We start from the raw sequence: 20,918 nt of genomic DNA, 5'->3' as shown, positions 1-20,918 counted from the left end.
CGCCCCGCCCCCCGCCGCCGGCCCTCCCCCCGCTGCTACAGCGACCGCGTACGCCTGTTCCGGCCTTACCGCATTCATCCAGGCACACCGCGCACACCGCCGACGCGGCTTGCGCCGCTGCTACAGCGACCGCGTACCCCGGTAGCGGCGGCGCGAGCCGCGTCCGGGGGCTGCGTGTACCTGCGGATTCTCCGCGCAGCGCTTCTCGCTAGGCTTTTTCCAAAGGCAGCCTTTATCATGGCCACAGTTCCTCATCAGAGCCGCCCATGAAGTTTGCCATCGCTCTCTATTCGCCCGCTCATTCGCCGGCCTCCCGGCGGGCGTTACTGTTCGCCCAGGCGGTCTTGGCTCAAGGCCACCAACTGCTGCGGGTGTTTTTCTATCAGGACGGCGTACATACGGCGTCCAGCAATGTCGTCACCGCGCAAGACGAATCGGACACGGCCGCGCAATGGCGCGCCTTCATCATCGAGCACCAGGTCGATGCGGTGGTCTGCATCGCCGCCGCCTTGCGCCGCGGCATCCTGAATGAAGAAGAAGCACGCCGCTACCAACGCCCGGCCGCCAACCTGACCGAACCTTGGCAGCTGTCCGGGCTGGGACAGTTGCACGAAGCCGCCCAGCAAGCAGACCGACTCGTCAGCTTCGGAGGTCACTGAAATGGCCAAATCCATGTTGATCATCAGCCGTCAGGCGCCATGGGCCGGCCCTGCCGCTCGCGAGGCTCTGGACATCGCCCTGGCCGGAGGCGCCTACGACCTGCCGGTTTCGATGCTGTTTCTCGACGACGGGGTCTACCAACTGGCGGACTCCCAAGCACCCGACGCCGTGCAGCAGAAGAACCTCGCCGCCAACCTGCAGGCGCTGCCGTTGTTCGGTGTCGACGAGCTGTTCGTCTGTGCCGCCAGCCTGGCCCGCCGCGGGCTGTCTGATGCAGCGCTGGCCATCGCCGCGCAGACGCAAACGGATAAGCAACTGCGCGAGCTGCTGCCGCGCTTCGACTTGGTGGTGACCCTGTAATGAGTACCCTTCACGTACTGTCGCATTCGCCGTTCAGCGACCAGCGCCTGCCCAGCTGCCTGCGCCTGCTGGGCCACGACGACGCCATCCTGCTCACTGGCGATGCGGTCTACGCCCTCACACCAGGCAGCGGGCCCTGGGCATCGCTATCCGGCGCCGGGGTCGTGGTGTTCGCCCTGGCCGAAGACGCACGAGCACGAGCGCTGCCAGGCAACCCCGCCGTGGAACTGCTCGACTACCCCGGGTTCGTAGAATTGACCCTGGCCTATGACAAGGTCAACAGCTGGCTATGAATACGCTTACCGTCGCCAATCAGAACATTGCGCTGGATCAGGACGGCTACCTGGCGTCGCTCGACGACTGGAACCCGGAGGTTGCGTCCGCCCTCGCCAGTGCCGAAGGCCTTGAGCTGACCCCCGATCATTGGCAGATCATCGACCTGCTGCGCAGTTTCTACGCGCAGTACCAGCTCTCGCCCGCCACCCGGCCGCTGATCAAGTACGTCGCGCAGCAACTGGGCGCTGAAAAAGGCAACAGCCTGCACCTCAATCGCCTGTTCAACGGCACTCCTGCCAAACTCGCTGCGAAGCTGGCGGGCCTGCCCAAACCGACCAATTGCATATGACCGACTACCCTGCACTGACCCTGGAAACCCCCGAAGAGCATCCGTTCGCCCAGTTCGTGCGGGCGCTGGGCAAAGGCAAGCGCGGCGCGCGCAATCTCACCGGCGAAGAGGCCCGCGAAGCCATGGGCATGCTGCTCGACGGCCGGGTGGAGGACGCGCAACTGGGCGCCTTCCTGATGCTGCTGCGGCACAAGGAAGAAAGTGCCGAGGAGCTGGCCGGGTTCACCCTTGCCCTGCGCGAGCGCTTGCAGGCGCCTGCGCTGGCCGTCGATCTGGACTGGCCAACCTACGCCGGCAAGAAGCGCCATCTGCCTTGGTACCTGCTCGCCGCCAAGTGCCTGGGCGGCAGCGGGCGGCGCATTTTCATGCACGGCGGCGGCGCCCACACGGCCGGGCGACTGTACAGCGAGCAGTTGCTCGGCACCTTGAACATTCCGTTGTGCCGGGGCTGGGATGCGGTAGGCCAGGCGCTGGACCAACAGGGTCTGGCGTTCGCGCCACTGGTGGACTGGGCCGCGCCCCTGCAGCGCATGATCGACCTGCGCAACAGCCTGGGCCTGCGTTCGCCCATTCATTCGCTGGCGCGGATTCTCAATCCGTTGAGTGCGCGGTGTGGCCTGCAGAGCATCTTCCACCCCGGCTACCAGGCGGTGCACCGCGATGCCAGCGGTTTGCTCGGTGACACCGCGATCGTGGTCAAGGGCGACGGTGGCGAGATCGAGATCAACCCGGACAGCGCCAGCCACCTCTATGGCACCCGCGACCATCTACCCTGGGATGAGGAATGGCCCGCCCTCGCCGCCCAGCGCCACGTCAAGCCGCCCAGCCTGGAAAGCCATCACCTGGTCGAATTCTGGCAGGGCGAGCGTCAGGACAGTTACGGCGAGCTGGCATTGATCTCGACCATGGCCCTGGCCCTGCGCGGATTGGGCAGTTCCCGCGAAGAGGCGTTCGAAGAAGCCCGCGCCCTGTGGGCGGCGCGGGATCTGGAAGCATGTGCAAAATCGTCGTAGCCAATCGGCGTGATGCCAGATCGACCGCGTGTGCCGCCGACGCGGCTCGCGCCGCTGCTACAAAGGTTGCCAGGCCGCGTCGGCGATGCATGCGTGACGCATGACGCGGCTTGCGCCGCGGCTACGGGGCACCGTGATACAGTTCGGGGACACGCATCGGGGAGACGAACATGGGGTTGCTGATCGAAGGGCGCTGGCATGACCAGTGGTACGAAAGCAGCACGGACGGCGCCTTCGAGCGTGAAACTTCGCAGCGCCGCCATTGGGTCACGGCCGACGGAGCGCCGGGGCCTGATGGTGAAGGCGGCTTCAAGGCCGAGGCCGGCCGCTACCATCTGTACGTCTCGCTGGCTTGCCCGTGGGCCCACCGAACCTTGATCGTGCGCAAGCTCAAGGCCCTGGAAACGCTGATCGGCGTATCGGTGGTGAGCTGGCACATGGGCGAGCATGGCTGGACTTTCGACAGCGACACCGGTTCCAGTGGTGATCACCTGGGACCGCTGCAGTATCTGCATGAACGCTACACCCGCGACGATCCGCAGTACACCGGCCGGGTGACGGTGCCGGTACTGTGGGACAAGCAACAGAATCGCATCGTCAGCAACGAGTCGGCCGAGATCATTCGCATGTTCAACAGTGCGTTCGATGCCATCACCGGCAACCGCGCGGACCTCTATCCGGCGCCCCTGCAATCGGCCATCGACCGCATCAACGAAGCGGTGTACCCCAACGTCAACAATGGGGTCTACCGTGCCGGCTTTGCCACCTCGCAGCAGGCCTATGCCAGCGCCTTCGATGACGTCTTCGCCGAGCTCGACCGTCTCGAAGCGACCCTCGACACCCAACGCTACCTGACCGGCGAGTACCTCACCGAAGCCGATTGGCGACTGTTCACCAGCCTGATCCGTTTCGACGCGGTCTACCACGGTCACTTCAAATGCAACCTGCGGCGCATCGTAGACTACCCGAACCTGTCCAACTGGTTGCGCGAGCTGTACCAATGGCCCGGTATTGCCCAGACGGTCGACTTCGAACACATCAAGGGCCATTACTACACCAGCCATCCGACCATCAATCCGACGGGCATCGTGCCCAAGGGACCGCTGCAGGAGTTCACTGCGGCCCATGATCGCGAGCGCCTGCAAGGCCGGGGCATCTGGCAGCGCGACGAAGGTTGAACGCGATGCAGCCCTCGTTGTTCGACGAGCCACAGCAACCGACTCGCCGCGAGGCCTTGGGCGAGCAGACCTTCGTCCTGCGCGGCTTTGCCCTGCCCTGGCTTGAGGAGATCCTCCCTGCCCTGCGCGAGGTACTCAGGGCGGCCCCCTTTCGGCGCATGGAAACGCCCGGCGGGCACACCATGTCGGTAGCCTTGAGCAATTGCGGTCAGTTCGGCTGGAGCACGGATACAAGAGGCTATCGCTATGTCAGCGACGATCCGCTTACCGGCCGACCATGGCCAGCGCTGCCCGACGTGTTGCACACCCTGGCGCGGGAAGCAGCAGCGGCGGTCGGTTTCGATGATTTCAGCCCCGATGCCTGCCTGCTCAACCGCTATGTGCCCGGCGCCAAGATGTCGCTGCATCAGGACCGCGACGAGCGCGACTACGGTGCGCCGATCGTTTCGGTCTCCCTGGGTCTTGCGGCGATGTTCCAACTCGGCGGCCTGCAGCGCAGCGATCGCCCGCTGCGGGTGCCCCTGCTGCATGGCGACGTGATGGTCTGGGGCGGGGTCGATCGCCTGCGCTTCCATGGCGTGTTGCCGCTCAAGGAGGGCGTGCATCCGGTGATGGGGCCGCAGCGCATCAATTTCACCCTGCGCAAGGCGGGTTGAGCGCAAGCAACGGAGTGTCAGCCCCGGTACCAGGCGCTACCATGCCTGCCTCGACGATCGATGGAATCGCGCCATGCCCAGCCCTTCTGCCCCTCACAACCAATTGGTCGCCGCCGCCTGCCGCCAGATCGAGGCCAGCGACGGTGTGCCCGAACTGGGCGAGCTTGCCGCGCAGGCTGGCTTGAGTCCCTGGCATTTTCATCGGGTGTTCAAAGCGGTGACCGGCCTCACGCCGCGCAGCTATGCCAACGCCCGGCGAGCAGAAAAGGTCCGCGAACAGCTCCTTCAGGGCAAATCCGTCACCGAAACCCTCTACGCCAGCGGCTTTAATTCATCCGGGCGTTTCTACGAAGCGGCCAATGGCATGCTCGGCATGACCCCGGCGGCCTTCCGCGAGGGTGGCAGCAACGCTTCGATCCACTTCGCCCTTGCCCAATGCAGCCTCGGCGCGGTGCTGGTGGCCTGCAGCGAACGCGGGGTGTGCGCGATCCTGCTGGGAGACGAGCCGCAAGCCCTGCTCGACGATCTGCAGCGACGCTTTCCCAAAGCCACGCTGGTTGGCGCTGACGCGGACTTCGAGGCGATCGTGGCCAGGGTGCTGGGCTTCATCGAGGCGCCGAGCACGGGGCTGGACTTGCCCCTGGACATCCGCGGCACCGCGTTCCAGCAACGGGTATGGCAGGCGCTGGCCAGGATTGAGCCAGGGACCACGGCCAGTTACGCCGAAATCGCGGCGAGCATCGGCGCGCCCAATGCGGTGCGCGCCGTGGCCGGGGCCTGTGCGGCCAACGCCCTGGCCGTAGCGGTGCCTTGCCATCGCGTGGTACGTACCGATGGCGGACTTTCGGGTTACCGTTGGGGGGTCGAGCGCAAGCGCGAACTGCTCGCCCGCGAGCGTCATCCGGACAACGTCTAAGGGTGGCAGTGTCTGCGCACTGCCTGAGGCACCGCGCATCACGCTGGCATTACGCTATATATTTTGCTATACGACGGTCTTCCTTCCCGCAGAGTCTGCCTACATGAAGTTCACCACCACGCTGCTCGCCATCGGTACCGCGTTGGCATTCAATGCCGCCCGCGCCGACGAAGTTCAAGTGGCCGTCGCCGCCAACTTCACTGCGCCGATCCAGGCCATCGCCAAGGCTTTCGAAACCGACACCGGGCACAAGCTGGTGGCGGCCTATGGGTCGACCGGTCAGTTCTATACGCAGATCAAGAATGGCGCGCCGTTCGAAGTGTTCCTCGCCGCCGACGACACCACGCCAGCGAAGCTGGAAAGCGAGCAGGAGACCGTGCCCGGTTCGCGTTTCACCTACGCCACCGGCACCCTGGCGCTGTGGTCGGCCAAGCCCGGCTACGTCGACGCCAACGGCGCGGTGCTCAAGAAAAACGAGTACCAACATCTGTCGATAGCCAATCCCAAGGCGGCACCCTATGGCCTGGCGGCAACCCAGGTGCTGGACAAGTTAGGCCTGACCCAAGCCACTCAGGCCAAGCTGGTCGAGGGACAGAACATCACCCAGGCGTTCCAGTTCGTGTCCACCGGCAATGCCGAACTCGGTTTCGTGGCACTGTCGCAGATCTACAAGGATGGCAAGGTGTCCAGCGGGTCGGCCTGGATCGTACCGGCGCAACTGCATGATCCCATCAAGCAGGACGCGGTGATCCTCAACAAAGGCCGCGACAGTGAAGCCGCCAAGGCGCTGATGCAGTACCTCAAAGGCCCGGCTGCCGCCGCGATCATCAAATCGTACGGCTACCAGATCTGATGCCGCTGGATGCCAGCGACCTGGGCGCTATCTGGCTGACGATCAAGCTGGCGGCCTTGACCACCGTGATCCTCCTGTTGGTCGGCACGCCGATCGCCTGGTGGCTGGCCCGCACGTCTTCGCGCTGGCGCGGTCCGGTCGGCGCGGTGGTCGCCCTGCCCCTGGTGTTGCCGCCGACGGTCATCGGTTTCTATCTGCTGTTGGCGCTCGGCCCCCATGGCTTCATTGGTCAGGCCACGCAGGCGCTCGGTCTGGGCACGGTGGTGTTCAGCTTCACCGGGCTGGTGATCGGTTCGGTGATCTACTCCATGCCGTTCGTGGTTCAGCCATTGCAGAACGCATTCAGTGCCATCGGCGAGCGGCCGCTGGAGGTCGCGGCGACGCTGCGCGCCAGTCCCTGGGACTGTTTTTTCAGCGTGGTGCTGCCGCAGGCCAAACCTGGCTTCACTACCGCCAGCATCCTGGGTTTCGCCCACACGGTGGGTGAATTCGGCGTGGTGCTGATGATCGGCGGCAATATACCGGACAAGACCCGGGTGGTCTCGGTGCAGATCTTCGACCATGTCGAAGCCATGGAATATGCCCAGGCCCATTGGCTGGCCGGGGCCATGCTGGTGTTTTCCTTCGTGGTGCTGCTGCTGTTGCACCGCAGTCGCCAGCCGCACTCGGCCTGGAGTCGATGAAATGATCCATGCCCGTATCGACATGACCTATGGCGCGTTCTCGCTGAACATCGACCTGCAACTGCCGGGGCGCGGGGTCAGTGCGCTGTTCGGTGATTCAGGCTCAGGCAAGACCACCTGCCTGCGCTGCCTGGCCGGCTTGTCGCAGGCTGCGAACGCTTACATAGAGGTCAACGGCGAGGTCTGGCAGGACAGCGCCCGGGGCATTTTCGTGGCGCCCCACAAGCGGGCGCTGGGCTATGTCTTTCAGGAGGCCAGCTTGTTCGAGCATCTCTCGGTGCGCGGCAATCTGGAATACGGTTGGCGCCGAATCCAGCCTGAGCAGCGCAAGGTCGCGCTCGATCAGGCGTGCAGTCTGCTGGGCATCGAACACCTGCTGGAACGTCAGCCGGCGAATTTGTCCGGTGGCGAGCGGCAACGTGTGGGGATCGCTCGGGCGCTGTTGACCAGCCCCAGGTTGTTGCTGATGGACGAACCCTTGGCCGCGCTGGACAGCCGACGCAAGGGTGAAATTCTGCCCTACCTGGAACGGCTGCACGACGAGCTGGAGATTCCGGTGGTGTACGTCAGCCACGCGCAGGACGAAGTCGCGCGTCTGGCCGACCACCTGGTGGTGCTGGAACAGGGCCGGGTGCTGGCCAGCGGGCCACTGGGCCCGACCCTGGCGCGCCTCGACCTGCCCATGGCGCAGGAAGCCGATGCCGGGGTGGTGGTCCAGGCCAGGGTGCAGGGCTACGATCCCACTTACCAACTGCTCTCACTGCAATTGCCCGGCGCTGTCGAACCCCTGCGTGTCGCTCACGAACTCAGGACCGCTGGCAAGACTGTGCGGATCAAGATCCAGGCCCGGGACGTCAGCCTCAGCCTGAGCCAGGACGACGCCAGCAGCATTCTCAATCGCTTTGCCGTTACCGTCGAGCAGGTGTCGGCGGCACATAATCCAGCGCATGTGCAACTCAGCCTGCGCGCGGGTGAGACCTTGATACTGGCGCGGATCACCCGCTTTTCGGCGGACCAGCTGGGCGTTGTGGCAGGTTTGCAGGCCTGGGCCCAGATCAAGGCCGTTGCCGTGTTGGCCTGAGGATCGCATCAAACCGCGTGATTGCCGCACGCGGCGGATCTGACACTTCGCAGCACCGCTGCTACAGGGGATCGCGGTCTCTGTAGCAGCGGCGCAAGCCGCGTCGGCGGTGGATGCGGTACGCCTGAAAGAACACCACAAACCCGGACGCGGCTCGCGCCGCTGGTACAGAGACCGCGATCCCCTGTAGCAGCGGCGCAAGCCGCGTCAACGGTGGATGCGGTACGCCTGAAAGAACGCCACAAACCCGGACGCGGCTCGCGCCGCTGCTGCAGGGCCGGCGAGGCGCGTGATGCGTCCGGGCGGGGCTACTCGCGGCGTATGGGTTGCAGCGTCCTGGGTTGCTGGAGGCGCTGCTGCAGTGTGGCGGCGGTCAGGGGTGCGGCGAAATAGTCGCCCTGGCCGCGCAGGCAGCCAAGGTCGTATAGCAGCAGATGGTGCACCGCGCTCTGCACGCCGGTCACCGTCAGTTCGATGCCCAAGGTACGCGCGGCGACCGACATGTGCTGGACCACAGCCAAGTGGCGCGACTGATGCGGCGCTTCGAGCAGAAACGGTGCAGCCAGACGCAACTGATTGATCGGCCACTGACACAGGCGCTGCAGCGACGCCCCACCGAAGCCGAAGCCCTGCATGCCCAGGTCGCAACCCATGAGCCGAACGCGCAGCAGAGTTTCCAGGTATTCGGCCTTGGGCCGCGCCAGCCCGACATGGCTGAGCTCCAGTGCCACGCGATGCTTGCCCGTCAAATGTCCGCGCAGTATGCCGAGCAACTCGTTCATCAGCGGTGGATGACCCAGCTGCTCGAGTCGCATGCCCAGACTCAACCCCACCTGCAGACCGGCATCGGCAAGCTGATGCTGAACCTCTACCGCCTGCTCGGCCATATACAACAGCAGCGCATTGCCCAGCCCTGCCCGCTCCACCGCCGGGCAGAACTGCGGCATGGCCAGCGGGCCGTGCCGCGGGTGCCGCCAGCTCAACTGCGCATCGACACTGCGAATACGCCCGTCGGCAACCGTGCAACGCGGCAGAAAGCAGATGTCGAACTGGCCGCTGGCGATCCCCGCCTGCACCTCGGCACGGCTGATGCGCACCGTCGACGGTGTTGCCAGGACCGCCTCGCGTGGCGTGTTCAACGCCGCGAAGAAACGTTGCAACCGATCAAAGTCCAACGGGCTGCCGGCATCCACCAGGTACTCAACACCCAGCATCGACACCCACTGGTACAGCCCGGTGCGCACCTCCGGATCGAGTCCGCCACCTATCAGCACCGCGCGCACGCGCTTGCGGGTGACCGCCTCCTGGATAATGCGCAAGGCACCTACCCCCAGTACATCGACGTTGCACACCAGCACGTCGATGGGCTGGTGCTCGCGCAGCAACTGCACCGCCTGCTCGCTGGTCTGCGCCTGATACACGCAACTGCAACCCAGCTGATTGAGCATCCGCACGGCAATCGCACGCTGAAACCCATGACTTTCGACCAGTAACACCGTTGGCTTGATATCTGACACGATCACTTCCCCTGTTACCTCATGCCCCTGTTTCTTCATGCCTATGTTCAACTCCGTGCCATCCGCGGGATGCAGGCAAATTCCCAATACGCACTGGAAAATTCCTACGCCTTGCCGGATCTTTCGTGCCGTTTCAGATAGTCGTCCAGGCTGACCATGGCAGCCGCGAGATCCTCGACCCCGCGACGCATACGTTCGGCCGAAGGGTGAGCCGTGCAGGCCTGTTCCAGTGCTTCGCAGGCCGCCAGCAGCCGTCGAGCGCGGACGATGCGGGCGCCACCCTTGATTCGGTGCACCAGTTCCGCCACCTCGCCGATGGCGTAGGGTTGCGCCAACGAATGCAGGCGCTTGAGGTCCTGCAGGTTACTCTCGGCCAGATCATCGAGCAGGCGCCGCAGGGAACTTGCATCGCCGCCGGTCAGTTGATCGAGGCTGCCGAGGTCCACCTCATCATCTTCTGTCTCGACCCTGCGGCGTGCGCGATGTGGATCCAGATGCAGTGCCAGACTTTCCAGACTCAATGGCTTGAACAGGCAGTCGTCCATGCCTTGCTGGAGACAGCGCAGGCGCTCGCGTATCTGCGCGTTCGCCGTGCAGCCGAGGAACAGACACGGCTCAAGTTTCTTCCGGCGCTCGTGCTCGCGCACGGCCTTGACCAGCTGATAGCCATTGATACCCGGCATGTTGCAATCGCTGATCACCACGTCGTAGGCACCTCGCAACCAAGCGCGCAGGCCGGCGGCGCCGTGTTCGGCGACCGTTACACGATGACCGAGAAAAGTCAGCTGACGCTCCAGCAGCAATCGGTTGGCCGGGTAATCATCGACCACCAGCACCTGCAGCGCCGGCAAGTTGCTGCGCGACGTCTCGCGGGCGATCTGCTGCGGGGCGATGGCGCGGGGTACCGCGTCGAACTGTACCTGGACCCGAGTGCCACAGCCGAGCACGCTGTGCAGTTCCAGTCGGCCTTTCATCAGCGCCGCCAGGCTACGGCAGATGCTCAGGCCCAGCCCGGCGCCGACACGGCTGCCGCGGCCGCCGTCAGCCTGCCGATAAGGAGCGCCCAGGCGGGCCAGATCGGCCTGAGCGATGCCTTGACCGCTGTCTTCCACGCTCAATTCGACCCGCGCGCCGTGGGTCTGCGGCCAGACGCCGAGGCTCACCGTGACCTGTCCCTCGCGGGTGAACTTGATCGCATTGCTGAGCAGGTTGGCGATGATCTGCTTGAAGCGCACCGGATCGACGCTGAGCCAGGTATCAGGTGCGCCCAGCATGTCGAGCTTGAGCCGCAAGTGTTTCTCACGGGCCTGGGCCTGGAACAGGCCGACGGTGTCTCCTGCCAGTTGTCCCAACTGGCAGGGCGCGGCCAGCAGTTCCAGCCGCCCGGCTTCGATGCGGGTGACGTCGAGAATGTCGCCGATCAGCGCGAGCAGACCGTTGGCCGATTGCGAGGCGACTTCCAGGGCCGGCTTGTCGAGCATGCCCTGCTCGGCCTTCTTCAGGGCCAGTTCGAGCATGCCCAGCACGGCGTTCATCGGCGTCCGGATCTCGTGGCTCATGGTTGCCAGAAAAGTGGTCTTGGCCTGGTTGGCTGCTTCGGCCTGGGCCTGGGCTTCGCGATAGGCTTCGCACAGGCGCTGACGTTCGGTGATATCGACCCACCCGGCGATCAGGCCCTGTATGCGGCCGTCGACACCGCGGTAAGGCAACATCCAGTGGTGGATGATCAGCACCTCACCTGATTGCAGCGTCAGCGTGCGGTCCTCGACCACCGGTTCGCCGCGCTCCATGACCTGCATGTATATGTCCTGCGCAACCTGTGCATGGGCCTCCTGAAGCAACCCATAGCCGGCCAGCGGCTTGTTCAGTATGGCCTCGCGGGTGACGCCCAGAGCCTGCAGGTAGCCGGTGTTGCAGTTGATCAGACGCGCCTGGCGATCGCGGATGTAGATCGGATGGGGCGTGCCGTCGATCATCACCCGCATGACCTCCAGTTGGGTGGTCAACGCACGCTCGGCATCCACGCGCTGGCGGATCAGGCGCTTGAGGTAGCTGACCCAGCCCAACGCCAGCAACAGCAGGAGCAAAGCTGCGGCAAATCCCTGCATGATCGCCCAGCGGTAGCGCTGCCAAAGGCCGTCGGTGACGATCATTTCAGTGCGCCAGTGGCGTGTCAGCTCGCTCATGTGCGGCGGAGGAATGTCCTGCAGGGCACTGTCGAGGATCGATTGCAGCACCTGAGCCTGCGGTGATACGGCGAAGGCGAAATGGACCGGGGCCAGCGGCAGCGCCACGCTGATGCGCAGCCGCTCGCGGTATTGTCGCGCGATCATGTAGCGCGCGGCGATCAAGGGCAGCACTGCGGCGTCGGCCTGACCGCGGTCGAGCATGGCCAGTGCCTCGGCCGTACTCACCGCGTCCAGTCGGGTGATCGAGGGGTAGTGTTCCTGAAGCCATTCATGCACACGACTGCCCTCCACCAGCACTATTCGCTTGCCGCTGGCCTGCTCCAGAGAGGTCAGACCTCGCTGGCCTTCACGGGTGACCAGCACCGGTGAGCTGCTCAGGAACCCTCGGCTGAACGCCAGGCGGGTCTGCCGCTCGGGGCTTGGGATCATCGCGGCGATCAGGTCGGCCTCACTGCGCTCGATCATTTCGCTCATGCGCGTCAGGGAAGTGCCCTCGATCACTTCGATGGCCAGCCCGGTGCGCCGGGCAATCTGTTGCAGCACGTCGGCAGCCACGCCGGCGAAGCGGCCTTGATCGTCGCGGTAGCTGACGGGCACGAAACGCGGGTCCATCAGCACACGCAGTTCTCGACGTCCGGCCAGCCACTGGCGCTGCACTGCACTCAAGGGCAATGCCGCAGGCTCCGCCACGTCCGGACGCTCGACGCTCCAGCGTCGCAGAATGCTGGCCCGTGCCTCATCCGGTATCACCGCCAAGGCTTTGTCCAATACCCGCAGCAGACGCGCATCGTGCGGGCCGACGGCAAAGCCGAAGGCGTGCCCCTCGATGCCCACCGCCGATTGCAGGCGCAAGGCGGGCAACTGGCTGCCATCGGCCTGATGGAATACCGCGAGGGCCCCGCCGACGAACAGGTCTGCCTGCTGGTACGCCACTGCCGCCATGGCGTTCAGGGGGGTTGGGTGAAATTGCAGTTGGGCCGTCGGGAAGCGTTCGCGCACCTCACTGGGCGAAACATGGTCTCGTACCAGGGCGACGCGCACCGGCAAGGCAGGATCGGCGTTCAGCGCGGACTCCCGGCGCGTGGCCAGCACCGGCCGGTCCTCGATGTAGGGGCTCGAGAGCAGCAGGCCGTGACGCAGTGCTTCACGACGACTGGCGGTGCCCAGCACCTGGACCTCGCCCGCCTTGAGCGCGGCCATCGCCAGTTCACGGGACGGATAGGCCTGCACTTCCACCTGCAACTCGAGCAGCCGTGCCAGCAGGGCCAGATAGTCGGCGCTCACCCCTTCATAGCTGGCGCCGTTGGCGGACAGGTCGAACGGCGCGTAATCGGGGCGGCTGACGCCCACCCGCAAGGTACGTCGCGCCCGCAGCCACTGCCGATCGCGGTCGGCCAACTGGACCTGCAGGCGGTCGAACCAGGCAATCTCGGGCTGTGACCGGCCGTGCAACGGCAGCATCTCGGCATGGACCAGTGCCGTACCGGCCAGCCACACAAGCATGCAGCGAACGCCACGACCGGTCCTCGCCATCAGGCTCATCAACTCACCCGTCAAACCAGAAAGTTACGTTTGGCGAGCTCGGCCAGCTCGACCAGTGAGCCCATCTGCAGCTTGTCCATCAGGCGAAACTTGTACGTGCTCACGGTCTTGTTGCTGAGCAGCATCAGCTCGCCGATGGCCTTGTTGCTCAGGCCACGGGCCAGGTGCTGGAGGATGGTCAGCTCGCGGTTGGTCAGGCGCGCGATGCTGTCTGCCTCACTGACCAGCGCATCGCTGTTGCGCACCGAGCTGAAGGCAACCACCGGGAAGTAGGTGAATCCGGTACCGATGGCCGTTACCGCCTTGCGCAGTTCGTTGAGGTCATCGCACTTGGATACGTAGCCCATGGCGCCCAGCTTCATGCAGCGCAGGGAAAAATGCTCGGCAGGTTGGGAGGTGAGAATGACGATTCGGCTGCTGGCTCCCAGCTCCTTGATCCGGGCGATGACGTCCATGCCGTCCAGTCCTGGCAAGGAGATGTCGAGGACAATCAGATCGGGATGGTGTGTCTTGGCCATCAAGACTCCATCGACACCGTCCTTTGCCTCTGCAACCACGCTGAACCTTTCCTGCTTGAGCAACAGTTTGACGCTTGACCGGATGAACGGGTGATCGTCGATTATCAGTGCTGTACGCATGTCTTTCTCCTGATTGCGAGGGCGCCGGACGGCGCTTGCGTGCCCGGCGCGTGCTTCCTTTGCAGCGTTCTGCAGCGCCTCTTCTGGTTCTGGATCAGGGGACAGTGGTCAAGCGCAGGACGAGGCCACCTGCTGTAGGAGTGTTCCGTAAATCGCGCACGACGTCGGTCGGCTTATTCCGATTTGGCTATGGGAAGGTTCCGAAACCCTTGAGTGAAATTTTCCCTAGCCCCGTAGGATGGCCACGCTCCCAGTGCCCCCCTTGTGCAGCGGCGCCAGTATTACCGGGACGTGCTGACACGAAAGCCGGACAATTCCCAAGCTTTCAGGGAAATCTCCTACGCTTGCTTCCAGCGAACATTCTTCGCACATCGCCGACGGGACTTCCGCGCGTGGCCGCGGTCCATTGCAGACACAGGCCATGGTTTTGCGCACAAATGTCCGACCTTCTCGAAATCGAACTTCCTGCCGATCTGCATTACGTTGACGACACCCTGCCGGGCCTGCGCCGCAAGACGGTGCGTGGCCATTTCGCCTATTTCACGCCTGATGGCGAACGCATTCGCGACGAGGCCGAAATCAAGCGCATCAACGCGCTGGTCATCCCGCCGGCCTACACCGATGTGTGGATATGTGCCGACCCCCAAGGTCACCTGCAGGCGACCGGACGCGATGCTCGCGGGCGCAAGCAATACCGTTACCATCCGCGCTGGCGCGAAGTGCGCGATGAAGACAAGTATTCGCGCATGATCGAGTTCGGCAAGATGCTGCCCAAGGTGCGCCGGCAACTGGAGGCACACCTGGCCGCACCGGGGCTGGATCGTAACAAGGTCATGGCGGCGGTGGTGTCGTTGCTCGACAACACGCTGATTCGCGTCGGCAACACCCAGTACGCCCGAGACAACAAGTCCTACGGACTGACGACGATGCGCAACAAGCATGTCGAGGTCAAAGGCCATACCATTGCCTTTCAATTCAGGGGCAAAAGTGGCGTCGAACATTCGGTAACGGTAAAGGACCGGCGCCTGGCCAGCATCGTCAAGCGCTGCATGGAGCTGCCGGGGCAGAATCTGTTCCAGTACCTTGACGAGGATGGCCAACGGCACAGCGTCAGCTCCCACGACGTGAACGCTTACCTGCACCAGCTCACTGGCGCTCATTTCACCGCCAAGGACTACCGCACGTGGGCAGGCAGTGCCTTGGCCCTGGCCATGTTGCGTGAGCTGCACTGGCAGCCCGAACCCGATGCGAAGAAGCACATCGTCGACATGGTCAAGGCGGTGGCCAAGCAACTGGGTAATACCCCGACGGTGTGTCGCAAATGCTACATCCACCCCAAGGTGCTGGAGCATTTCGTCATGGGCGAGCTGGCGAAGTTGCCCAAACCTCGCCAACGCAAGGGGCTGCGTCTGGAAGAGGTCGCCCTGGCGACGTTTCTCGAACGACTGGTAGCGGCTGCGTAAAGTCGCTCATAGAAGGCTTCCGGAATTGTGGGTGCAGACTGCGGTCGGTTATTGCACTGCTCATTCATTCCAAGGCTTTTCATGAAACCTACCGCTCCCAGCGGCTTCGTCCAGGTTCGCGGCGCCCGCGAACACAACCTCAAGAACGTCGATGTCGATATCCCGCGCGATGCCCTGGTGGTCTTTACCGGGGTATCGGGTTCGGGCAAGTCATCGCTGGCATTCGGCACCCTCTACGCCGAGGCGCAACGGCGCTACTTCGAATCGGTCGCTCCCTACGCTCGACGCCTGATCGATCAGGTCGGCGTGCCCGACGTCGACAGCATCGAAGGCCTGCCGCCTGCCGTCGCTTTACAGCAGCAGCGCGGCACGCCCAGCACCCGCTCCTCGGTGGGCAGCGTCACCACCCTGGGCAGTCTGGTCCGCATGCTCTATTCCCGAGCCGGTGCCTATCCGCCGGGCCAGGGTTTGCTCTACGCCGAGGATTTTTCGCCCAATACTCCGCAAGGTGCGTGCCCGCACTGCCATGGACTGGGCCGGGTGTACGAAGTGACCGAAAAAACCATGGTACCCGACGACAGCCTGACCATTCGCCAGCGCGCGGTGGCTTCCTGGCCGCCGGCATGGCAAGGCCAGAACCAGCGCGACATCCTCGTGACCCTGGGGTATGACGTGGACGTACCGTGGCGCGACCTGCCGAAGAAACAGCGCGACTGGATCCTGTTCACCGAAGAAACCCCGACCGTGCCGGTGTATGGCGGGCTGACGCCGGAACAGACCCGCGAAGCGCTCAAGCGCAAGATGGAACCCAGCTATCAGGGCACCTTCACCGGGGCGCGGCGCTATGTACTGCACACCTTCACTCACTCGCAGAGCGCGCTGATGAAGAAGCGCGTCAGCCAGTTCATGATCGGCGCGGCGTGCGAAGTCTGCGCCGGCAAACGGCTCAAACCTGAAGCACTGAGCGTGACCTTTGCCGGCCTGGACATCGGTGAGTTCTCGCAACTGCCGCTCAGCCAACTGGCGCAGAAACTCAAGCCGGTGGCCGAGGGTCAGCAAGTGGGCAAGCGACTCAGCGAGGAAAAGCGTCTGGCTGCTCAGCAGCTCGCGCAAAACCTGCTCGGTCGCCTGCACACCTTGATCGATCTGGGCCTGGGCTATCTGTCGCTGGAACGCAGCACGCCGACGCTGTCGTCCGGCGAGCTGCAGCGCCTGCGCCTGGCTACCCAGCTCGGCTCGCAACTGTTCGGCGTGGTCTATGTGCTGGACGAGCCCACTGCCGGCCTGCATCCGGCCGACGGCGAGTCATTGCATGCCGCTCTGCAGGGACTGAAGGCGGCAGGCAATTCTCTGTTCGTCGTCGAGCACGATCTGGATACCATGGCGCGCGCCGACTGGGTGGTCGATGTCGGGCCGTTGGCCGGCGAACAGGGCGGCCAAGTGCTCTACAGCGGCCCGCCCCAAGGCCTGGCTCAGATAGACGGCTCGCAGACCCGTGCGTACCTTCACGGCGGCGCCGCGCCATTACCGCGCCCACGTCGAGACACCACCCGCTGGCTGAAGCTGGCGGATGTCAGTCGCAATAACCTGCGCAAGGTGGCTGCCGAGTTTCCCCTGCAATGCTTCACCGCCGTCACCGGTATCTCCGGCTCGGGCAAGTCGAGCCTGGTCAGCCAAGTGTTGCTGGAGCTGGTCGGTGAACACCTGGGCCAGACTCAGGAAGAAGTCGAAGACGTATTGGAAGACGCCGCGCCGCAGACCGAATCCGGCCACATCGTCGAGGGTATGGATCACATCAAGCGACTGGTGCAGGTCGACCAGAAACCTATCGGCCGCACACCGCGCTCGAACCTGGCCACCTACACCGGGCTGTTCGATCACGTGCGCAAACTGTTCGCTGCCACCAAGGATGCCCGTCGTCACGGCTTCGACGCCGGTCAGTTCTCGTTCAACGTGGCCAAGGGGCGCTGCCCGGAATGCGAAGGTGAAGGTTTCGTCAGCGTCGAGTTGCTGTTCATGCCCAGCGTCTTCAGCCCCTGCCCGACCTGTCACGGCGCCCGCTACAGCCCCAAGACCCTGACGGTGAAATGGGAAGGACGTACGATCGCCGACGTGCTGCAATTGACCGTTCTGCAGGCCTGTGAGGTGTTCGCCGAGCAGGCAGCGGTGCTGCGCCCCTTGAGCGTATTGCGCGACATCGGCTTGGGCTATCTACGCCTGGGTCAGCCTGCGACTGAGCTGTCGGGAGGTGAAGCACAACGTATCAAGTTGGCCACCGAATTGCAGCGCACTCAGCGCGGCGCTACGTTGTATGTACTCGATGAACCCACCACGGGTCTGCACCCCAGCGATGTCGACCGGCTGATGCAGCAACTCAATCATCTGGTCGATGCTGGCAACACCGTGATCGTGGTGGAGCACGACATGCGCGTGGTGGCTCAGGCCGATTGGGTAATCGATATCGGACCCAAAGCCGGTGACCAAGGCGGCAAGGTGGTTGCAGCCGGGAGGCCGGAAGCAGTGGCCAAGGTCAGCGCCAGTCAGACTGCACCTTACTTGCAAAGCGCTCTGGCGGAACCCGTGTAGCAGGCCGGCAGCCCTGAAGGATCGGGGCTGCCGAGCGCTACTCAACCGACAGGTTTGCTCTGGCCTTCATCGGATGGAGTGCGTTCCTTCTCACCTTGCTGATTCTCGCGCTTGTGCTCTTCACCAACCTTGCCGGCATTTTCCGGCTTGTGGTCGAGGTCTTCGCGATCGGATTCTTTGTTCATGGTGCTTCTCCTGGTAGTGCGCGGACGGCACATTGGGCCGTCACTCTATTTGGGCACCCTCGTGTGGCATTCGTGCCCAAACGTTTCCAGGCTGAACTCCCGCACCGCGTTGCCAGTCAGCATTGAAACGCCATTATCGGAGGAACATCCCGGATGCAGATTTCATTGGATAAACAGGTTGCCCTCGTCACCGGCGCCAGCTCCGGTCTGGGTGCCGCAGCTGCCAAGGCGTTGGCCGAAGCCGGTGCCAGCGTGGTGGTCAACTACAACTCCCACGCAGAGCCTGCCGAAAAACTCGTCGCGCAGATCCGCGAAGCGGGTGGCAAGGCCATCGCGGTGGGCGCGGACGTGTCCAAGGAAGAGGACGTCGAGCGTCTGTTCGCCACGACCATCGACACCTATGGCGCCCTGGACATCCTGATCGCCAATTCAGGGCTGCAACGCGATGCCGCCACGGTCGACATGACCCTGGCGGACTGGAACAAGGTGATCGAAGTTAACCTCACCGGCCAGTTCCTGTGCGCTCGTGCTGCCTTGCGCCAGTTCCAGAGCCAAGGCCCGCGCTCGTGGCTATCCCGCGCAGCTGGCAAGATCATCCACATGAGTTCAGTGCACCAGCTCATTCCGTGGGCAGGCCACGTCAACTATGCCGCGTCCAAAGGCGGTATCGACCTGCTGATGCGCAGCATTGCCCAGGAAGTGGGCGAACAGCGCATTCGCGTCAATGCCATCGCACCCGGTGCCATCCGCACGGCGATCAACGAAGAGAACACCCAGGGCGATGCGGAAAGGAAACTGCTGGAGTTGATCCCCTACGGTCGCGTCGGCGAAGTGGACGACGTTGCCAACGCAGTGGTCTGGCTGGCGTCCGATCTGAGTGACTACATACATGGCACCACGTTGTTCATCGACGGTGGCATGAGCCTGTATCCGGGGTTCCGAAACAATGGCTAAAGACGTCTGCAGCACTACGCAAAGCCCCATCGAGGCCCACGGCATCATCGGCGACATGCGCAGCGCCGCACTGGTCGCCGACAATGGCAGCATCGACTTCTGCTGCTGGCCCGAATTCGACAGCCCCTCGATATTCACCGCCCTGCTCGATTGCGATCGTGCCGGGGTGTTCGAACTGGCCCCAGACCTGCCCGGTGCACGCCGGCAACAGATCTACCTGCCCGACAGCAATGTTCTACAGACGCGCTGGATCGACCACGACGCGGTGATCGAGATCACCGACCTGATGCCGGTCGCCGCCGTTGCCGACGCCCTGCCCCGGCTGATCCGCCGGATCGAGGCGCGCAATGGCACGGCCACCATTCGCTTGCGTTGTCGGGTTCGGCACGACTACAGCCGCGCCGATACCCAGGCCTACACCAGCGGCGAGGACGTTTGCTTCCGCGCCGAAGGTCAGCCCACTTTGCGTCTGTCGGCGACCCAGGCCCTGAGCATCGACGAGCACAGCGCCATTGCCGTGTTCGAACTCAAGGAAGGCGAATGCGCCGAATTCATCCTGGGTGGCGAAGAAGACCCCATGGTGAGCGCCGGCACGGGGCAGACCTGTCTGGAAGAAACCCTGGCGTTCTGGCGCAACTGGATCGGCCATTCGAACTACAAGGGCCGTTGGCGGGAAATGGTCGACCGCTCTGCCTTGGCGCTCAAGCTGCTGACGTCACGCCGGCACGGCGGAATCATTGCGGCGGCCACGTTTGGTCTGCCGGAGGCGCCGGGTGGCGTACGCAACTGGGATTACCGCTATACCTGGATCCGGGACGCGTCGTTCACCGTATACGCGTTCATGCGCTTGGGGTTCACCACGGAGGCCAACGACTACATGCGCTGGGTGCGCGATAGGGTCGGCGAATGCACTGACGAACCCGCCCGGCTGGGTGTGGTGTACGGCCTGGATGGCCGCGAGGAGCTGCCCGAATCGGAACTCGATCACCTGAGCGGGCACGGTGGTGCCCGTCCCGTGCTGGTGGGCAACGGTGCCCATGATCAGGTCCAGCTCGATATCTACGGTGAATTGCTGGATGCGGTGTACCTGGCCAACAAATACGGCGAAGCCATTTCCCATGAGGGGTGGAAACACGTCACCCACATCGTCGACAAAGTCTGCAGCAGCTGGCAGCAGAAGGATGTCGGTATCTGGGAGATGCGCAACCCACCCGAGCATTACCTGCATTCCCGGCTAATGTGCTGGGTGGCCATCGATCGGGCGTTACGCTTGGCCGAAAAACGCTCCCTGCCAGCACCGTTCGAGCGTTGGGACAAGGAACGGCAGGCGATTCACGACGATATCTGGACCCATTTCTGGAACGCCGACGCCGGACACTTCGTACAGAAGCTGGGCGGTGTCGAACTCGACGGCTCGATGCTATTGATGCCGTTGGTGCGCTTCGTGGGTGCCAGCGACCCGCAATGGCTCAGCACGCTGGCGGCGATCGAGCGCACGCTGGTGCGTGACGGCATGGTCTATCGCTACCGTCAGGACGACGGCCTGCCGGGCGATGAAGGTGCGTTCACTGCCTGTTCATTCTGGTACGTGGAATGTCTGGCCAGGGCCGGACAGGTGGAAAAAGCGCATCTGGAGTTTCAGCAATTGCTGCGCTATGCCAACCCGCTGGGCTTATTCGCCGAAGAGTTCGATCGGCATGGTCATCATCTGGGCAATACGCCTCAGGGATTGAGCCATCTGGCATTGATCAGCGCAGCCAGTTTTCTCGACAGAAAGTTGAGTGGCCAGCGTACTCAATGGCAACCTTGAAGGTTTCAA

At 63.9% G+C, this 20,918-nt stretch carries 19 protein-coding genes; 15 read left to right on the top strand and 4 right to left on the bottom strand.

All coding sequences use genetic code 11. From position 1 onward, the window contains the following. Window positions 1-266: 266 nt before the first annotated feature. The 11 genes from tusD (at window position 267) to modC (ending at window position 8,025) form a co-directional block, all read left to right on the top strand. The gene (gene tusD / locus AC788_RS08470; RefSeq protein ID WP_049860206.1) at window positions 267-659 is read left to right on the top strand and encodes a sulfurtransferase complex subunit TusD; all 393 of its coding nucleotides are present in this window, start codon (window positions 267-269) and stop codon (window positions 657-659) included. A gap of 1 nt (window position 660) precedes the next feature. After that, window positions 661-1,020, top strand: a complete 360-nt coding sequence (gene tusC, locus AC788_RS08465) for a sulfurtransferase complex subunit TusC (protein ID WP_049860205.1) — start codon at window positions 661-663, stop codon at window positions 1,018-1,020. Beyond that, the gene (gene tusB, locus AC788_RS08460) at window positions 1,020-1,313 is read left to right on the top strand and encodes a sulfurtransferase complex subunit TusB (protein WP_049860204.1); all 294 of its coding nucleotides are present in this window, start codon (window positions 1,020-1,022) and stop codon (window positions 1,311-1,313) included. Before tusC ends, tusB begins: the two co-directional genes overlap by 1 nt. Next, window positions 1,310-1,645, top strand: coding sequence for a TusE/DsrC/DsvC family sulfur relay protein (locus AC788_RS08455; protein WP_049860203.1), 336 nt, complete (start codon window positions 1,310-1,312; stop codon window positions 1,643-1,645). The genes tusB and AC788_RS08455 overlap by 4 nt, the downstream gene beginning before the upstream one ends. Then, window positions 1,642-2,658 (top strand): glycosyl transferase family protein, encoded by a 1,017-nt coding sequence (locus AC788_RS08450; protein WP_049860202.1) that lies wholly within the window; start codon window positions 1,642-1,644, stop codon window positions 2,656-2,658. Before AC788_RS08455 ends, AC788_RS08450 begins: the two co-directional genes overlap by 4 nt. A gap of 170 nt (window positions 2,659-2,828) precedes the next feature. Further along, window positions 2,829-3,836 (top strand): glutathione S-transferase family protein, encoded by a 1,008-nt coding sequence (locus tag AC788_RS08445; RefSeq protein WP_049860201.1) that lies wholly within the window; start codon window positions 2,829-2,831, stop codon window positions 3,834-3,836. Between the two features lie 5 nt (window positions 3,837-3,841). Beyond that, the gene (gene alkB / locus AC788_RS08440) at window positions 3,842-4,492 is read left to right on the top strand and encodes a DNA oxidative demethylase AlkB (protein WP_049860200.1); all 651 of its coding nucleotides are present in this window, start codon (window positions 3,842-3,844) and stop codon (window positions 4,490-4,492) included. 73 nt (window positions 4,493-4,565) lie between these two features. Further along, complete coding sequence (gene ada / locus AC788_RS08435) at window positions 4,566-5,408, top strand: bifunctional DNA-binding transcriptional regulator/O6-methylguanine-DNA methyltransferase Ada (RefSeq protein ID WP_082223620.1); 843 nt, start codon at window positions 4,566-4,568, stop codon at window positions 5,406-5,408. A 103-nt stretch (window positions 5,409-5,511) separates the two neighbouring features. Continuing rightward, window positions 5,512-6,261, top strand: a complete 750-nt coding sequence (gene modA, locus AC788_RS08430) for a molybdate ABC transporter substrate-binding protein (RefSeq protein ID WP_049860199.1) — start codon at window positions 5,512-5,514, stop codon at window positions 6,259-6,261. Further along, window positions 6,261-6,944: a molybdate ABC transporter permease subunit gene (gene modB / locus AC788_RS08425; RefSeq protein WP_049860198.1), complete on the top strand. Its 684-nt coding sequence runs from the start codon at window positions 6,261-6,263 to the stop codon at window positions 6,942-6,944. Before modA ends, modB begins: the two co-directional genes overlap by 1 nt. 1 nt (window position 6,945) lies before the next feature. Beyond that, on the top strand, window positions 6,946-8,025 hold the full coding sequence (modC, locus tag AC788_RS08420) for a molybdenum ABC transporter ATP-binding protein (RefSeq protein WP_049860197.1): 1,080 nt from the start codon (window positions 6,946-6,948) through the stop codon (window positions 8,023-8,025). 308 nt (window positions 8,026-8,333) lie between these two features. Here modC and AC788_RS08415 read toward each other — a convergent pair whose 3' ends face one another. The 3 genes from AC788_RS08415 to AC788_RS08405 all read right to left on the bottom strand — a co-directional run bounded on the left by AC788_RS08415 (window position 8,334) and on the right by AC788_RS08405 (window position 13,911). Further along, on the bottom strand, window positions 8,334-9,542 hold the full coding sequence (locus tag AC788_RS08415; protein ID WP_161804292.1) for an EAL domain-containing response regulator: 1,209 nt from the start codon (window positions 9,540-9,542) through the stop codon (window positions 8,334-8,336). A 104-nt stretch (window positions 9,543-9,646) separates the two neighbouring features. Continuing rightward, window positions 9,647-13,234 carry a transporter substrate-binding domain-containing protein gene (locus AC788_RS08410; protein ID WP_049860195.1) on the bottom strand — a complete coding sequence of 1,196 codons (3,588 nt, stop codon included), beginning with the start codon at window positions 13,232-13,234 and terminating at the stop codon, window positions 9,647-9,649. Window positions 13,235-13,284: 50 nt separating this feature from the next. After that, window positions 13,285-13,911: a response regulator transcription factor gene (locus AC788_RS08405; RefSeq protein WP_049860194.1), complete on the bottom strand. Its 627-nt coding sequence runs from the start codon at window positions 13,909-13,911 to the stop codon at window positions 13,285-13,287. A 437-nt stretch (window positions 13,912-14,348) separates the two neighbouring features. Here AC788_RS08405 and AC788_RS08400 point away from each other — a divergent pair, with 437 nt between their 5' ends. Both AC788_RS08400 and AC788_RS08395 read left to right on the top strand, forming a co-directional pair. Then, window positions 14,349-15,374 (top strand): DNA topoisomerase IB, encoded by a 1,026-nt coding sequence (locus AC788_RS08400; RefSeq protein WP_049860193.1) that lies wholly within the window; start codon window positions 14,349-14,351, stop codon window positions 15,372-15,374. Between the two features lie 81 nt (window positions 15,375-15,455). After that, complete coding sequence (locus tag AC788_RS08395; RefSeq protein WP_049860192.1) at window positions 15,456-17,960, top strand: excinuclease ABC subunit UvrA; 2,505 nt, start codon at window positions 15,456-15,458, stop codon at window positions 17,958-17,960. A 41-nt stretch (window positions 17,961-18,001) separates the two neighbouring features. Here AC788_RS08395 and AC788_RS21860 read toward each other — a convergent pair whose 3' ends face one another. Next, the gene (locus AC788_RS21860) at window positions 18,002-18,145 is read right to left on the bottom strand and encodes a hypothetical protein (RefSeq protein WP_177327956.1); all 144 of its coding nucleotides are present in this window, start codon (window positions 18,143-18,145) and stop codon (window positions 18,002-18,004) included. A 153-nt stretch (window positions 18,146-18,298) separates the two neighbouring features. Here AC788_RS21860 and AC788_RS08390 point away from each other — a divergent pair, with 153 nt between their 5' ends. Together AC788_RS08390 and AC788_RS08385 are read left to right on the top strand one after the other, a co-directional pair. After that, entirely contained in the window at window positions 18,299-19,099 is an 801-nt protein-coding gene (locus AC788_RS08390) for a glucose 1-dehydrogenase (RefSeq protein WP_049860191.1), read from the top strand. After that, the gene (locus AC788_RS08385) at window positions 19,092-20,909 is read left to right on the top strand and encodes a glycoside hydrolase family 15 protein (RefSeq protein ID WP_049860190.1); all 1,818 of its coding nucleotides are present in this window, start codon (window positions 19,092-19,094) and stop codon (window positions 20,907-20,909) included. The genes AC788_RS08390 and AC788_RS08385 overlap by 8 nt, the downstream gene beginning before the upstream one ends. The last annotated feature ends 9 nt before the right edge of the window (window positions 20,910-20,918 follow it).

Source organism: Pseudomonas sp. RIT-PI-a (assembly GCF_001187875.1).
Lineage (GTDB): Bacteria > Pseudomonadota > Gammaproteobacteria > Pseudomonadales > Pseudomonadaceae > Aquipseudomonas > Aquipseudomonas coleopterorum.
The sequence above is the reverse complement of the archived record's forward strand: the minus strand, read 5'-3'. Positions and strand labels throughout refer to the sequence as shown.